The 16,103-nt window shown below is 63.9% G+C and carries 13 protein-coding genes; 8 read left to right on the top strand and 5 right to left on the bottom strand.

Annotation, left to right across the window (positions count from 1 at the left end; translation table 11 throughout):
- Positions 1–42: 42 nt before the first annotated feature.
- The 8 genes from RX331_RS02310 to RX331_RS02275 all read left to right on the top strand — a co-directional run bounded on the left by RX331_RS02310 (position 43) and on the right by RX331_RS02275 (position 10,313).
- Positions 43–774, top strand: a complete 732-nt coding sequence (locus RX331_RS02310) for a thermonuclease family protein (RefSeq protein ID WP_317255056.1) — start codon at positions 43–45, stop codon at positions 772–774.
- Positions 775–911: 137 nt separating this feature from the next.
- The gene (locus tag RX331_RS02305) at positions 912–1,757 is read left to right on the top strand and encodes an LssY C-terminal domain-containing protein (protein WP_317255055.1); all 846 of its coding nucleotides are present in this window, start codon (positions 912–914) and stop codon (positions 1,755–1,757) included.
- A gap of 363 nt (positions 1,758–2,120) precedes the next feature.
- Complete coding sequence (locus tag RX331_RS02300; RefSeq protein ID WP_317255054.1) at positions 2,121–3,305, top strand: pyridoxal-phosphate-dependent aminotransferase family protein; 1,185 nt, start codon at positions 2,121–2,123, stop codon at positions 3,303–3,305.
- A gap of 101 nt (positions 3,306–3,406) precedes the next feature.
- Complete coding sequence (locus RX331_RS02295) at positions 3,407–4,468, top strand: ABC transporter ATP-binding protein (RefSeq protein ID WP_317255053.1); 1,062 nt, start codon at positions 3,407–3,409, stop codon at positions 4,466–4,468.
- Positions 4,469–4,492: 24 nt separating this feature from the next.
- Positions 4,493–5,560: an ABC transporter substrate-binding protein gene (locus RX331_RS02290; protein ID WP_317255052.1), complete on the top strand. Its 1,068-nt coding sequence runs from the start codon at positions 4,493–4,495 to the stop codon at positions 5,558–5,560.
- 181 nt (positions 5,561–5,741) lie between these two features.
- Positions 5,742–7,448, top strand: a complete 1,707-nt coding sequence (locus tag RX331_RS02285) for an iron ABC transporter permease (RefSeq protein WP_317255051.1) — start codon at positions 5,742–5,744, stop codon at positions 7,446–7,448.
- A 161-nt stretch (positions 7,449–7,609) separates the two neighbouring features.
- Positions 7,610–9,724: a S9 family peptidase gene (locus RX331_RS02280; RefSeq protein WP_317255050.1), complete on the top strand. Its 2,115-nt coding sequence runs from the start codon at positions 7,610–7,612 to the stop codon at positions 9,722–9,724.
- Positions 9,725–9,872: 148 nt separating this feature from the next.
- Entirely contained in the window at positions 9,873–10,313 is a 441-nt protein-coding gene (locus RX331_RS02275; protein WP_317255049.1) for a GNAT family N-acetyltransferase, read from the top strand.
- Positions 10,314–10,374: 61 nt separating this feature from the next.
- On the opposite strand, the gene RX331_RS02270 is transcribed toward RX331_RS02275, so the two are convergent.
- The 5 genes from RX331_RS02270 to RX331_RS02250 form a co-directional block, all read right to left on the bottom strand.
- Positions 10,375–11,817 (bottom strand): aldehyde dehydrogenase family protein, encoded by a 1,443-nt coding sequence (locus tag RX331_RS02270; protein ID WP_317255048.1) that lies wholly within the window; start codon positions 11,815–11,817, stop codon positions 10,375–10,377.
- Between the two features lie 55 nt (positions 11,818–11,872).
- On the bottom strand, positions 11,873–12,592 hold the full coding sequence (locus tag RX331_RS02265; RefSeq protein WP_317255047.1) for a ribonuclease activity regulator RraA: 720 nt from the start codon (positions 12,590–12,592) through the stop codon (positions 11,873–11,875).
- Between the two features lie 131 nt (positions 12,593–12,723).
- Positions 12,724–14,460: an L-arabinonate dehydratase gene (gene araD / locus RX331_RS02260; protein WP_317255046.1), complete on the bottom strand. Its 1,737-nt coding sequence runs from the start codon at positions 14,458–14,460 to the stop codon at positions 12,724–12,726.
- Complete coding sequence (locus RX331_RS02255; protein ID WP_317255045.1) at positions 14,457–15,320, bottom strand: ABC transporter permease; 864 nt, start codon at positions 15,318–15,320, stop codon at positions 14,457–14,459. Before RX331_RS02255 ends, araD begins: the two co-directional genes overlap by 4 nt.
- Positions 15,321–15,333: 13 nt before the next feature.
- Positions 15,334–16,098 carry an ABC transporter ATP-binding protein gene (locus RX331_RS02250; RefSeq protein WP_317258364.1) on the bottom strand — a complete coding sequence of 255 codons (765 nt, stop codon included), beginning with the start codon at positions 16,096–16,098 and terminating at the stop codon, positions 15,334–15,336.
- Positions 16,099–16,103 lie beyond the last annotated feature (5 nt).

The raw sequence follows: 16,103 nt of genomic DNA, 5'->3' as shown, positions 1-16,103 counted from the left end.
CAATCCGCCGGATTGGTGCGCATCATTTCGCTGGGACCGCCGATGAATTTTAGCAGATTGCTGTCCACCCTGTTGCTGCTGTCGCTTCCCACCGTTGCACAGGCGGCAGACATCACCGGCGTGCCGAAGATTCGCGAAGGCGATTATGTGCAGATCGGCAACCACCGCATCCGCCTCGGCGGCATCGACGCGCCATCCGCCGATCAGCTCTGCCTTAACACCAAGGGCGAGCGCTGGACCTGCGGTGCCGCCGCGCGCGACGAGCTGACGAAACGCTTCGGGGCCAAGAGCTGGACCTGCCACACAAGGCCAGTCGCCGATCGGCGCGGCCGCGTGGTGGCGCGCTGCGAGGCCGACGGCGAGGATATCCAGAAATGGCTGGTGTCGAACGGCTGGGCCCTGGCGCTGACGCGCATCTCGCGCGACTACGAAGCGGACGAGAAGGCCGCGCGCGAGGCCAAGGCCGGGATGTGGCAGGGCGCGTTTATCGCGCCGTGGGACTGGCGCATCCGCAACAAGAAGACCGCGATCCTCGGCGCCGTCACGCCGCCGGAGAATGCCAAGGCGATTCTGCTGGCATCGGCATCCGGGCCGGTCGCGCCCTCACCCGACTGCACCATCAAGGGCAACGTCAACCGCTCCGGCGAATGTATCTACCATCAGCCGACCAGCCGCTGGTATGCGAAGATCGAGATGAAGATTTCGAAGGGCACGCGCTGGTTCTGCTCGGTCGAGGAAGCCGAAGCGGCGGGTTGCAGAGAGACAAGGCGATAGTTCTTCTTTTAACCTCTCCCCGTTTGCGGGGAGAGGTCGCCATGCTCTTGCGTGGCGGGTGAGGGGGTACAGGTCTATCGATTGGCATCAGAATACGCGGAGAGAGCCCCTCTCCCCGTGAAGGACGGGGAGAGGGAGTGGCACCCGATCAACGCATCGAGAAGCGATTGCGGCGGCAGCGGCGCGGCGGATGGCGTCGCGCCGTGTTGCTCACACTCGTGATCCTCGGCGGCTACAGCCTACTCGCCTATCTGGTGCTGCCGGGGATTTGGACGCATTACGAGCATCAGCGCGGGCTCGCCGACATGCCGATGGTCACGCGCACGGCGCAAGATATTCCCGGCGATCCCATGAATGTCGGGCTGGTCGGCGACACTGCCGACGTGGTCTGCGCGATGCATCAAGCCGGCTGGTATCCGGCCGACCGGATCACGCTGAAATCCTCGATCGAGATCATCGGCAGCGTGCTGCTCGACAGGCCCTACAAGGACGCGCCGGTGAGCAATCTCTATTACCTCGGCCGCCGCGAGGATCTCGCCTATGAAAAGCCGATCGGGACCAGCGCCGACCGCCGTAACCATGTGCGGTTCTGGAAAGTGCTGGAAAGCGGCGCGGAGCAGCGCCCGGTATGGCTCGGGGCGGCGACGGAAGATCGCGGCGTCGGCGTCAGCCACTATACGGCCGCGGTCACGCACCACATCTCGCCCGATCTCGATGCCGAGCGCGCGCTGCTGGCGGCCGACCTCGAAAACGCCGGCATGGTGGAAGCGAAATATCAGGTCACCGGCATCGGGCCCACGATCGCGGGACGGAACGGCGGCGGCGACCTCTATTATACGGACGGCGAGATCTGGGTGCTGCGGCTGGTCGAAGCCTGCAGGAAACGCGAGGCGCCCGCGGTGACGATCCCGAGCCCGCCGGCGACCGAGCTCAAGGATCAGATCTGGCGCGCAATCGCCCATACAGTGGGGAATAAAGACTGATGATGTTTGGTTCGAAAGTTGGCCGCAGACGTGCCTCACCTCTCCCGCGTGCGGGGGGTCGGCGCGAGGCGCCGGGTGGGGGCTCTCTCCGCGCGGGCAGCGTCACCCGCGGAGACACCCCCACCCCAGCCCTCCCCCGCAAGCGGGAGAGGGAGTGCACCTACTTCGTGGCGCAATCAAATCCAATTTCATTATGCTCCGGCTTGCATATGCCATCAGTAACGGAGCAATGAGTGCAATTTGACCTATTTTGCAGCGCTGGATTGCTTCACTGCGCTCGCAATGACGGCCTCGATCCAATAGTATCCCTAGCTTCGATCCATGCCGCTCCCTTGCGTTCCACCGACTAAGGAAAATCAACAAATGACCGTTCGCGCGGGCCGGGAATTTCTGGCCATCCCGGGGCCCACCACCATGCCCGACGAGGTGCTGCAGGCGATGCATCGCCCGGCGCTCGATATCTATTCGACGCAGATGGTGGAATTGACCGAAAGCCTGCTCGAGGATCTCTCAAAACTGTTCGCCACCAAGGGCAAGTCCTACATCTACATCGCCAACGGCCATGGCGCCTGGGAGGCGACGCTCTCCAACGTGCTGTCGCGCGGCGACAAGATGCTGGTGCTGGAGAGCGGACGCTTTGCGATCGGCTGGGGCCAGGCCGCCAAGGCGATGGGCGCCGAGGTCGAGGTGCTCAAGGGCGACTGGCGCCGCGCCATCCGCGCCGCCGAGGTCGAGGCGCGGCTGAAGCAGGACAAGGATCACAGCATCAAGGCGATCGTCGCCGTGCAAGTCGATACCGCGTCGGGCGCCTATAATGACATCGAGGCGATCGGCAAGGCGATCAAGGCGACCGGCCACCCGGCACTATTCATGGTCGATACCGTCGCGTCGCTCGGCTGCATGCCGTTCGAGATGGACAACTGGGGCGTCGATGTCGCGATGTCCGGCTCGCAGAAGGGCCTGATGACGCCGCCCGGCCTCGGCTTCGTCGCCGCCAACGAGCGCGCGCAGGCGGTGCACAAGAAGGCCGGTCTGCGCACGCCCTATTGGGACTGGACCGAGCGCGAGGGCACCGAGCACTACCGCAAATATGCCGGCACCGCGCCGGTGCATTTGTTGTTCGCGCTGCGCAAGGCGATCGACATGCTCAAGGAGGAGGGCCTCGAAAACGCGCATCTGCGCCATCGCCTGCTCGGCGAAGCGGTGCGCCGCGCCGTGGCGGTGTGGAGTGAGGGCCAGGTGCTCGGCTTCAATATCGCGGAGGCCAATGAGCGCTCCAACACCGTGACGACGGTGACGATGAAAGGCCACGATCCGTTGGCGCTGCAGCGCTACTGCAAGGAGAAATGCGGCGTGGTGCTCGGCACCGGCATTGGCGATCTCTCCGGCCAGGCTTTCCGCATCGCCCATATGGGCCACGTCAACGCGCCGATGATTCTCGGCACGCTCGGGGTCGTCGAGGTCGGCCTCAATGCGCTCGGCATCCCCCACGGCAAGGGCGGAACCGAGGCCGCGATCGAATATCTCGGCGAGAATGTCGGGGCGTAAGCCCCGACTCATCCTAGTCTTCCCCAGCCGACATTAGTGCGTATACTGGCATACCAAGCCGGGCGCTGATCCGTGCAGTAACTAGGGTGGGAGTGAGGCGATTGGCGTCCGTTGATTTGCGCGGCCTGACCAAGCGATTTGGTGCGCTTGCGGTGGTCGATAACGTCTCCTTGAAAATCGATCACGGACAACTGGTCTGCCTGCTCGGGCCATCGGGCTGCGGCAAGACCACGACTCTGCGGCTAATCGCGGGCTTCCTCGAACCTTCCGACGGCGAGATCCATGTCGGCGAGCGGCTGGTGTCGTCACGCGCCCGCACGCTGCCGCCCGAGCAGCGCAACATGTCGATGATCTTCCAGAGCTACGCGCTGTGGCCGCACATGACGGTGACGGAAAACATCGTCTACGGCCTGCGCCTGCGCAAACTCGACCGCGACACCATCGCCAAGAAGCTGGCGGCGATCCTTGCCACGACAAAACTCGAAGCGCTGGCGCAGCGCTATCCCGGCGAACTCTCCGGCGGGCAGCAGCAGCGCGTGGCGTTGGCGCGCGCGCTGATCGTCGAGCCGGAGACGCTGCTGCTCGACGAGCCGCTCTCCAACCTCGACGCCAATCTGCGCGAGGAGATGCGGTTCGAGATCCGCCGCCTGCATGACGAGTATCGCTACACCACGGTCTATGTCACCCACGACCAGTCGGAAGCCATGACCACGGCCGACCTGATCGCGGTCATGAACGGCGGCAGGATCGACCAGCTCGGCACGCCCGAGGATATCTATGCCCACCCCGAATCCGAATTCGTCGCCCGCTTCATCGGCGCCAGCAACGTGATCAAGGGCACCGCGCGCGATACCAATCACGTTTCCTTAGCAGGCGCGACGCTGCAAGTGATCGGCGCGCCGCTTGCGGCTGGCCAGAGCGTCGCGGTGGCCATCCGCCAGCATGATGTCGGATTGTCGACGCAGGCGCCGGCATCACCGGAGAATGCGCTTCGCGCGGTTGTCACGCGGCAGGTCTATCTCGGCGCCGCGCGCGATTACATGGTCGAGGTCGCCGATGGCACCAGCCTGCGCGTCACCACGCCGACCGAAACCAACGTGCCGAAAGGCACGGAGGTCTGGCTGACACTGCCGCCCGAGCGCTGCCGGGCGCTGAGCCGGTAAACAACAACAGAACGGGAGGACGCGATGAGGGGGCCAAAACTTTCCAGACGCGATATCCTGCAAGGCACGGCGGCGCTGGCGGCCGGAACTGTGTTCGCCTCGCCGCTTCGCGCGCAAACGCCGGAGCCGGTTGCGATCACGCCGGCGCTGGTGGAAGCGGCGAAGAAGGAAGGCAGACTGATCTTCTATTCCTCGATGGACCTGCCGGTCGGCGAAAAGCTCGGCAAGGCGTTTGAGGCGGCGTATCCCGGCATCACCATCCAGATCGAGCGCTCCGGCTCGGAGCGGCTGTTTCAGCGCATCGACCAGGAATTCGGCAGCAACATCCGCGCCGCCGACGTGATCAACACCTCGGATGCGTCGCACATCATCACCTGGAAGCGGAAAGGCTGGCTGGCGCCCTTCGTGCCGGAGGATGTCGCCAGACATTTTCTCCCTGAATACCGCGACCCCGACGGCATGTCCGCCACCTCGCGCATCTATCTGTCGTCGATGGCGTACAACACCAATCTGGTGAAGCCCGAGGATACGCCGAAGAGTTTTGCCGACCTGCTCGATCCCAAATGGGCGGGCAAGATGGTGAAGGGACATCCGGCCTATAGCGGCACCATCATGACCGCGACGTTCCAGATGGTGCGCGAGCTTGGCTGGGACTACATGGAGAAGCTGGCCAAGCAGCGCGTGATGCAGGTGCAGTCGTCGACCGATCCGCCGAAAAAATTGTCGCTTGGCGAGCGGGCTGTGATGGCCGACGGCAATGAATATGGCGTCGTGCTGCTCAAGGAAGCCGGCCAGCCGGTCGAGCCGATCTACCCGGCCGAGGGGGCGCCGACGATCTCGGGCCCGACCGCCATCTTCGCGTCGGCGCCGCATCTCAATGCCGCCCGCCTTTTTCACGCCTGGTTTCATACCCGCGAGACCCAGCAATTCTTCACCGACTACACCGCGCAATATTCGGCGCATGCGCAGGTGCAATCGAAGCCGGGACGGCGCAAGATTTCCGACATCAAGCTGATGAAGGAGGACGCGGAAGGCGTGGAGAAAATGGCGGAAGAGATCAAGACGCGCTATGCGCGGCTGTTTCGGGTGTGAGGATGAAAGCGACGGCTGTCCAGCCTCGCCCCGCCTGCGGGGAGAGCCCGACGCGCATCGAAAGATGCGCGGCGGGTGAGCGGGCTCTCCGCGAGTCCGAATGTGCGGTGAGAGCCCCTCACCCCAACCCTCTCCCCGCAAGGGCGGGGCGAGGGACTTGCAGCTCGCTTGTGGAAATAGCATGACCACCGCCAGCACCGACGCCCCCAACTTCGATCTCACCCGCCCAGTGCTGTGGCTGTTCGCAGCCTTCATGATCCTTCTGATCGTGCTGCCGCTGTCGTGGCTGGTGCTGTTCGCATTCACCGACAAGGCGCGCCATCCGACGCTGCAGAATTTCGTCACGCTGTTCACCGACCCCGCGTTTCTCGATCCGCTGTGGACGACCGCGATCATCGCCACCACCTCCGCGGTGCTCTGCTGCCTGGTCGCCGCCCCGATCGGGTGGCTGGTGTCGCGCACCGACATGCCGGGGCGGCAGATTATCCGCGCGCTGGTGACAGCGTCGTTCGTCACGCCGCCGTTTCTCGGCGCGGTCGCCTGGGAGCTGTTGGCGGCGCCGAACAGCGGGATGCTGAACCAGCTCTATCGCCATCTCACCGGCGCTGACGATCCGCTGTTCGACATCTATTCGCTGACCGGGCTGATCTTCGTGATCTCCTGCTACACCTTTCCGTTCGTGTTCGTGCTGGTCGCCAATGCGCTCGACAACATGCCGGGAGAGTTGGAAGACGCCTCCGCCATCCTCGGCGGCAAGGCCTGGACGACGGCGCGGCGGGTGACGATCCCGCTCGCGCTGCCGGCCTTGGTTGCCGGCGCACTGATCGCGTTCCTGCAGGCCATGACCCTGTTCGGATCACCCGCGATCCTGGCATTGCCGGCGGGCTTCCACACCATGACGACGAAAATCTGGAGTCTGTTCCAGTACCCGCCAAAACTCGAGCTCGCGGCGGCCGCCGCCGTGCCGCTATTGGTGCTGACGATCCTTCTGCTGCAGGGCCAGAAATTCCTGCTCGGCCGCCGCGGTTTTTCCGTGGTCGGCGGCAAATACGGTCCGCCGCGCCCGGTCGAGATGGGTGGCTGGCGCTGGGCCGCGCTGGCATTCTGCCTGATCGTGCTGCTCAACCCGGTGTTCCTGCCCTATTTAGCGCTGCTCAACGCCGCATTCTCGCCGAACGCCACCACGCTGGTGACGCCGTCGACGGCGACACTGCACAACATCGTGTTCGTCTTCACCGAACTCTCGTCGACCCAGCTGGCGCTGAAGAACACGGTGATCCTCGGCGCGTCGACCGCGACCATCGGCACCATCCTCGCGCTGGTCGTCGCCTATGTCACGACGCGCCGCGCGATTGCGAGCCACCGCCTGCTCGGTTTTCTTGCCACCGCGCCGGTTGCGGTGCCCGGCATCGTGCTCGGCGTCGGACTGTTCTTAAGCTACACGCGGCCGCCCTTCGTGCTGTACGGCACGCTGTGGATCCTGCTGCTGGCGTTCCTGACCATCAACCTGCCGTCGGCCTATCAGCAATTGCAAGCGGCGTTTGCGACCATTCACCCCGAGCTGGAGGACGCCAGCCGCATCCTCGGCGCAACGCGGCTGCAATCGCTGTGGCGGATCACCGCGCCGCTGCTGCGCACCGGCGTGATCGCAACCTGGTGCTTCATCTTCATCGGCGTGATGCGCGAACTCTCCGCCGCGATCGTGCTGTTCACCTCGCAGACCAAGGTGCTGTCGGTTTTGATCTACGACCTCAACGAAAGCGGCGATCTCGCCGCCATTTCGGTGCTGGGTATCGCCATGCTGGTGATCACCTTCGCGGTGGTGCTGGCGGTGAATCGAATTCCGATGTTCGGCGGCGGCGCCGGGGCGCGGTTAAGGAATAGTTAGCCGCCGTCGTTGCGAGCGAAGCGACGCAATCCATAGTTCGTCATACCGGATAGATGGATTGCTTCGTCGCGTTGCTCCTCGCAATGACGACCCGCAGGCCTCTGGTAATCCGCTCGATTCACCCCGATATAAGGCCCACCACTGAGCCATTCGAGGACCGCGTGACCCAAGCTACCAAGAACCCTGCCCTGTCAGCCCCATCCGCGCCGAAGCGCCCGCATAGCTTCACCCGGCACGGCATCACGGTGACGGACGATTACGCCTGGCTCAAGGACCCGAAGTGGCAGGAAGTCTTGCGCGATCCCTCGATCCTGGATCCGGATATCCGAAAATATCTGGAAGCCGAGAACGATTACACCGAGGGCCTGCTCGGCCACACCGCGCCCCTGCAGAAGAAGCTGGTCGCGGAAATGCGCGGCCGGATCAAGGAGGATGATTCCAGTGTGCCGGCGCCGGACGGCCCGTTCGCCTATTTGCGAAAATTCCGCGAGGGCGGGCAGCACGAACTGTTCGGCCGCACGCCGCGCGACGGCGGCGAAGTGCAGATCGTGCTCGACGGTGACGCGCTGGCCGTGAACCATGAATATTTCAAGTTCGGCAGCGCCCGGCATTCGCCTGATCACAAGCTGCAGGCATGGACCGCCGACACCAAGGGCTCGGAATATTTCTCGGTCCGCGTGCGCGACTGGGCAACCGGCGTCGACCGCGACGATCTGGTCGAGGAGACCGATGGCGGCATCGTCTGGAGCAAGGATTGTCAAAGCTTCTTCTACGTCAAGCTCGACGACAACCACCGCCCGATGCAGGTGTGGCGCCACAAGCTGGGCACCAAACAGGCCGACGACACGCTGGTCTATGAGGAGCAGGATTCCGGCTGGTTCACCCATCTGCATGAGAGCTCCTCCGGCCGCTTCTGCGTGATCGCCGGCGGCGACCATGAGACTTCGGAGCAACGGCTGATCGATCTCGCCAATCCCGACGCACCGCCCCGCCTCGTCGCGGCGCGCGAGGTAGGCGTGCAATATTCGATCGCCGACCGCGGCGATGAACTGTTCATCCTCACCAATGCGGATAACGCCATTGACTTCAAGGTCGTCACCGCACCGCTTGCCGCGCCGGAACGCGCCAACTGGCGCGACCTGATTCCCTATCGCGAAGGCGTCTATGTCCTCGACGTCGAGCTCTATGCCGGCCACATGGTGCGGCTGGAGCGCGCCAACGCGCTGCCGGCCATCATCATCCGCGACCTCAGTAACGGCGAAGAGCACGCCATCGCCTTCGACGAGGCCGCCTACTCGCTCGACACCATGGGCGGCTACGAATTCGAAACCACGAATCTGCGGTTTTCCTATTCGTCGATGACGACGCCCGCGGAAGTCTACGATTACGACATGGCAACGCGCGCGCGAATCCTGCGCAAGCGGCAGGAGATTCCGTCGGGCCACAACCCTGCCGACTATGTCACCACGCGCATCATGGCGACCTCGCATGACGGCGCGTTAGTGCCGGTCTCGATCCTGCACCGCAAGGACCTCGTGCGCGACGGCAAAGCGCCGCTCCTGCTCTACGGCTACGGCTCCTACGGCATGGCGATGCCGGCGTCCTTTGCATCCAACCGCCTGTCGCTGGTCGATCGCGGTTTTGTCTATGCGATCGCGCATATCCGCGGCGGTGCGGACAAGGGCTGGGGCTGGTATCTCGACGGCAAGCGCGAGAAGAAGACGAACACGTTCGACGATTTCGCCGCCGCCGGGCGCGCGCTGATCGAAGCCAAATACACCAGCGCAAAACGCATCGTCGGCCATGGCGGCAGCGCCGGCGGCATGCTGATGGGCGCGGTGGCCAATCGCGCCGGTGAACTGTTCGCCGGCATCGTCGCCGAAGTACCGTTCGTCGACGTGCTCAACACCATGCTCGACGACACCCTGCCGCTGACCCCGCCGGAATGGCCTGAATGGGGCAACCCGATCGAGAGCGAAAAGGATTTTCGAACCATTTTGTCCTATTCGCCTTACGACAATCTCGCGGCGAAGGGCTATCCGGCGATATTGGCGATGGGCGGCCTGACCGATCCGCGCGTCACCTATTGGGAGCCCGCCAAGTGGATCGCGCGGCTGCGCGCCACGATGAGCGGTGGCGGCCCGGTGCTGCTGCGCACCAACATGGGCGCCGGCCATGGCGGCGCATCCGGGCGGTTCAACCGGCTGGATGAGGTCGCGATCGTCTATGCGTTCGCGCTGTGGGCCGCCGGGCTGGCGGAAAAGGGTGATGTGTAACCAAGCACACCGCCCGGATCGGAACGAGCTCAAGAACGACACAAATATCGGATTTCAAATCGCGATCCGGAGGAGCTAGTCTCCTCCTATGCTGCTGGAAACCGAACGCTTGCTGCTCCGGCCGCCACGTCTAGCGGACGCGGAATCCTTGTTCGAATTTCTGGGCGACGCGACAGCGATGCGATACACGGCGCGGCAGAAATCGCTGCGCGACTGCCGGCGCTATCTCGCCGCTCATGAGCGGCAGCGGCGACGCGTCGGCTGCGCGCCCTGGGTCGTCATCGAGCAGGAAACGAATTCGACAATTGGCTTCGGGGGCCTCTATGAGGATCCCTTCGATCCGGGCTGGGGTCCCGAAGTCGGGTACTTCCTTGCTCCGCAGGCGTGGGGCAAGGGTTATGCGACCGAACTAGCGCTACACTGCGTTGTTGTTGCGAGAAGGCAGACGCATTGGCCGGTGCTGCGCGCCTTCGCCCATCCGGACAACATCGCATCGCAGCGGGTATTGTCGAAAGCGGGATTTCGGCAACAGCGGTTCGTGCCGGAGATGGAGCGCTTCCTGTACAGTCTTGCTCTGCGCGCTTCCTGACCGCGACGATACAGGAATCGTCCTCTCACCCGGCGCTATGCGCCGGGTGAGAGCAAGGCCATCACGGCATCGTATAGGCCGTCTTCACCGTCGTATAAAACTCGGCGGCATAGCGGCCCTGCTCGCGGGCGCCGAAGCTGGAGCCTTTTCGGCCACCGAACGGCACATGGTAATCGACGCCGGCGATTGGCAGATTGACCATCACCATGCCGGCTTCGGAGTTGCGCTTGTAGTCGCTGGCGTATTTCAGGCTGGTGGTGCAGATGCCGGATGACAGGCCGAAATCGGTGTCGTTCGCGGTCGCCAGCGCTTCGGCATAATCCTTGACCCGGATGACTGCGGCCACCGGCCCAAAGATCTCCTCGCGCGCGATCCGCATCTTGTTGCTCACATCCGTGAACAACGCCGGCTGCAGGTAAAAGCCGGGCGCCTCGCGGTTGAGGCGCTCGCCACCGAAGGCGAGCTTGGCGCCTTCGTCCTTGCCGATGCTGATATATTTGAGATCCTGATCGAGCTGGCTCTGATCGACGACCGGGCCGATATCGGTACCGGCCTTCACCGCGTCATCGACCTTCAGGCCGCGCATCCGCTCGGTCAGCGCCTCGACGAATTTGTCGTGAATGCCCGATGTGACGATCAGCCGCGAGGCGGCGGTGCAGCGCTGGCCGGTGGAGAAGAACGCGCTATTGGCGGCGCATTCCACCGCAACCTTCAGATCCGCGTCGTCGAGCACGACCAGTGGGTTCTTGCCGCCCATTTCGAGCTGAAACTTCTTCATCGGCCGCGAAGCGATGCAGGCCGCCGCGACCTTCTGGCCGGTGGCCACCGAGCCGGTGAAGCTGATCGCGGCAACATCGGGATGCTCAAGCAGCACCGCGCCGACTTCCGAGCCGCGCCCGATCACGAGGTTGAGCACGCCCTTGGGCAGGCCGGCGCGATGCAGGATATCGACCAGCGCCCAGGTCGAGCCCGGAACAAGATCGGCCGGCTTGATCACCACGGTATTGCCATAGGCCAAAGCCGGGGCGATCTTCCAGGCGGGAATCGCGATCGGGAAATTCCACGGCGTGATCAGGCCGACGACGCCCAGCGCTTCGCGTGTAATCTCGATGTCGATGCCGGGGCGCACGGAAGCGAGTTTCTCACCGGCCATCCGCAGGCATTCGCCGGCAAAGAACGCAAAGATCTGGCCGGCGCGCGCGACTTCGCCGACGCCTTCCGGCAGCGTCTTGCCTTCCTCGCGCGACAACAGCCGGCCCAGCTCGTCCTTGCGGGCCAGGATTTCGTCCGACGCCTTTTTCAGGATGTCGTAGCGCGCCTGCGGCGTCGACCGCGACCATGCCGGAAACGCCGCTTTGGCAGCCGCAATCGCAGCCTCGGCTTGCGCACGCGTGCCGCGCACGGCTTCGCCGACGATGTCCTTGGTATCGGATGGGTTGACGTTCGGCGCGCGAGCGCCATCGGACAACCATTCGCCATCGATCAGATTGTTGAACATCAGCATGGGTGGTTTCTCCACTGTTGCGTCATTTTAGGATCCCGCGCCCGGGAATGGAACACTATCGTCCGTTGGCCTTGCGCCAGACGGCAAAGTCCTTCGGCGTCTGCTCGTCGGTTGCGGGATAGAGGCCGAGGATCGAGCGCCCCTTGCGCACCTCCTCGGCAACAAAATCCTCGAACGCCGTCATTTCAACTGCTTCGTCGGCGATCTCGTCGGCGAGGTGCGCGGGGATCACGATGACGCCGTCGGAATCACCGAGGATGATGTCGCCGGGGAACACCGGCGCATCGCCGCAACCGATCGGAACGTTGATCTCGATCGCCTGGTGCAGCGTCAGATTGGTCGGCGCGCTCGGGCGGTGGTGATAGGCGGGAAAGCCGAGCGCGGCGATCTCGCTCGAATCGCGAAAGCCGCCGTCGGTGATCACGCCGGCACAGCCGCGCTGCATCAGCCGCGTCACCAGGATGGCGCCGGCGGACGCCGCCCGCGCATCCTTGCGGCTGTCCATGACAAGCACCGCACCGGGCGGGCAATCCTCGACCGCCTTGCGCTGCGGGTGGGCGCGATTGCGGAACACGTCAATCTTGTTGAGATCCTCGCGCGCCGGCATGTAGCGCAGCGTGAAGGCTTCGCCGACCAGCACCGGCTGGCCGGGACCGATCGGGTGCACATCCTGAATCATCTGGATGCGGAAGCCGCGCTTGAACAAAGCGGTGGCGACGGTGGCGGTGGAGACGGTTTTTAGCTTGTTGCGGGTGGCGTCGCTTAGCTTTGCCATTGGTTTTCCATCCAGGTTCGCAGTCATTCCGGAGCACCCGCGTCAGCGAGTGAACTGTGGTGCGCAATTGCGCACCTGAGAATCTCGAGGTTCCGGGTCTGGTGCTTCGCACCATCCCGGAACGACGGTGGCTAATATATCGGCGGCTCGCTGACAGGTGCGCCGAATCCGGTCTCCAGAAAATCGAAATCGCAGCCTTCATTGGCCTGCTTGATGTGGCGGGTGAACATCCAGCCATAGCCGCGCTCATAGCGCGGCTCCGGCGCTTTCCATTCGGCGCGGCGCTTTTCCAACTCCGCCTCCGGCACATCGAGGTTGATGGTTCGCGCGGCAACGTCGAGCGTGATCTTGTCGCCGGTGCGCACCAGCGCCAGCGGGCCGCCGATATAGGATTCCGGCGAAACGTGCAGGATGCAGGCCCCGTAGCTGGTGCCGCTCATGCGCGCGTCCGACAGCCGCACCATGTCGCGCACCCCCTGCTTCACCAGCTTTGTCGGGATCGGCAACATGCCCCATTCCGGCATGCCCGGGCCGCCCTGCGGGCCGGCGTTGCGCAGGATCAGAACGTGATCGGCCGTGACGTCGAGGTTAGGATCGTCGATCGCCTTCTTCATGGAAGGATAATCGTCGAACACCAGCGCCGGCCCCGTATGCTTGAGGAAACGCGGCTCGCAGGCGCTCGGCTTGATTACGCAGCCATCCGGCGCGAGGTTGCCCTTGAGCACGGCGAGCGCGCCCTCGGCATAGATCGGATCCTTCACTGTGCGGATGACGTCGTCATTATAGACTTCGGCACGCGCGATGTTGTCGCCAAGCGTCTGGCCCGTCACGGTCATCACGTCGAGATGCAGATGCTCCCTGATCCGGCTCATCAGGCCAGGCAGGCCGCCGGCATAGAAGAAATCTTCCATCAGGTATTTGTCACCGCTCGGCCGCACATTGGCGATGACCGGGACCTTGCGGCTCGCATTCTCGAAATCGTCGAGCCCGATGTCCTGGCCGGCGCGGCGGGCCTGCGCGATCAGATGGATGATCGCATTGGTCGAGCAACCCATCGCCATCGCAACCGTGATCGCATTCTCGAAGGCTTTGCGGGTCTGGATCTTCTCCGGCGTCAGGTCTTCCCACACCATCTCGACGACACGGCGGCCGCATTGCGAAGCCATGCGGATATGACCGGCGTCGGCGGCGGGAATCGAGGACGCGCCCGGCAGCGTCATGCCGATCGATTCCGCGATCGCGGTCATGGTCGAGGCTGTGCCCATGGTCATGCAGGTGCCATAGCTGCGCGCGATGCCGGCCTCGACATCGACCCAGTCCTTGTCGGAGATTTTCCCGGCGCGGCGCTCGTCCCAGAATTTCCAGGCATCCGAGCCGGAGCCCAGCGTCTTGCCCTTCCAGTTGCCGCGCAGCATCGGGCCGGCCGGCAGATAGATCGTCGGCAGGTTCATGCTAGTGGCACCCAGCAGGAGGCCCGGCGTAGTCTTATCGCAGCCACCCATCAGCACGACGCCGTCGACCGGATGCCCGCGCAGCAATTCCTCGGCGTCCATCGCCAGCATGTTGCGATAGAGCATGGTGGTCGGCTTCAAAAACGATTCCGACAGCGACAGCGCCGGCAGCTCCATCGGAAAGCCACCCGCCATCAGGATGCCGCGCTTGACGTCGTCGACACGGCTCTTGAAGTGCATGTGGCAGGGCTGCGCATCCGACCAGGTGTTGAGGATCGCAATGACGGGCCGGCCCTTCCATTCCTCCGGCGCGTAGCCCATCTGCATGGCGCGCGAACGGTGGCCGAATGCGCGGAGATCGTCGGGCGCGAACCAGCGCGCGCTGCGAAGCTCAGTGGGGTTCTTTTTGTTCGTCATGATTGGGTGCCCCATTTCTGGACGGTGTTGCGCTCGATCGTGCGGAAGATCAGGTTCTCCACGATCAGGCCAATCACGATCACGGTCAACAGGCCAGCGAACACGGCGGGGATGTCCAGGAGGTTGCGGTTCTCGAAGATGAACCAGCCGAGACCGCCCTGCCCCGACGAGACGCCGAACACCAATTCGGCGGCGATCAGCGTCCGCCAGGCGAAGGCCCAGCCGATCTTCAGGCCGGTCAGGATCGAGGCGAAGGCCGCTGGGATCAGGATGCGGAACACGTAGGGCAGGCCGCGCAAGCCGTAATTGCGGCCGACCATGCGCAGCGTGTTCGAGACGCTCTTGAAGCCGGAATGGGTGTTGAGCGCGACCGGCCACAGCACCGAATGAATCAGTACGAACACAAGACTGCCATTGCCGAGGCCGAACCAGATCAGCGCCAGCGGCAATAGCGCGATCGCCGGCAGCGGATTGAACATCGCGGTGATGGTTTCCAGAAAGTCGGTGCCGATCCGGGTCGAGATCGCGAGGATGGTGAAGATGGCTGCCAGCGCAATGCCGGCGGCATAGCCCATGAACAGCACTTTCAGCGACGCCCAGGCGCGCAGGGGAATGGTGCCGTCACGCACCTTGTCGAACATCGTGAGAATCGTGTCGTGGAAAGTCGGGAACAGCAGCGGATTGTCGAGCACCGTGCCGTAGATTTCCCAGGCCGCAGCGAGGAAGATGATGATCACGGACTTGCGGACGAAGCCGTCGTTCCACAGCAGCTCCAATACCGTCAGCTTGCGCTCGACTTCCGCGGGCACCGCGGCCTTCAGGTCGGCGGCATCGCGCAGCAGAATTCTGGCTTCACCCATTGCGCGCTCCCTGTCAGTGTGTCGTGACGGCGTCGGCGAACAGCAGATCGTGAATCTGCTTTTCCAGCCGCGCGGCGCTGCCGTCCTCGCCGGAGACTTTGTCGACATCGATCATCTCGGCCTTGACCCGGCCGGGATGCGGCGACAGCAGCAAAATGCGATTGCCGATCTTGATCGCTTCCGCGATCGAATGGGTGACGAACAAGACCGTGAATTTTGTCTCTGACCAGAGCTGCAGCAGTTCGTCCTGGCAGGTCCGCCTCGTCAGCGCATCGAGTGCGGCGAACGGTTCGTCCATCAGGAGAATATCCGGCTCCATCGCCATGCCGCGCGCGATTGCGACGCGCTGCTTCATGCCGCCGGAGAGCGTGTGCGGATAGGCGTCGACGACGCGGGTGAGGCTGACCTTCTCGATATACGCCCGCGCCCGCGCCTCGGCGTCCTTGCGCGGCAACTTCCGCGTCATCAGAAGCGGAAACATCACGTTCTCCAGCACCGTCTTCCATGGCAGCAGCTGATCGAACTCCTGGAAGATCATCATCCGGTCGGCGCCGGGCTCGGAGATTTCCCGGCCCGAGATCCGCATCTTGCCTTCGCTCGGCTTCATGTAGCCGCCAACCGCCTTGAGCAGCGTCGACTTGCCGCAACCGGAGGGGCCGAGCAGCACGAAGCGATCGGAACGATCGACCGAGAAGCTGACCCGCTCGGTCGCGGTCACCACCGCGCTCGAGGTTTTGTAGCGCAGCGTTACGTCACTGACATCGAGAAGCGCGGTCATGTCGA

The organism is Bradyrhizobium sp. BWA-3-5 (assembly GCF_032917985.1).
Lineage (GTDB): Bacteria > Pseudomonadota > Alphaproteobacteria > Rhizobiales > Xanthobacteraceae > Bradyrhizobium.
The sequence above is the reverse complement of the archived record's forward strand: the minus strand, read 5'-3'. Positions and strand labels throughout refer to the sequence as shown.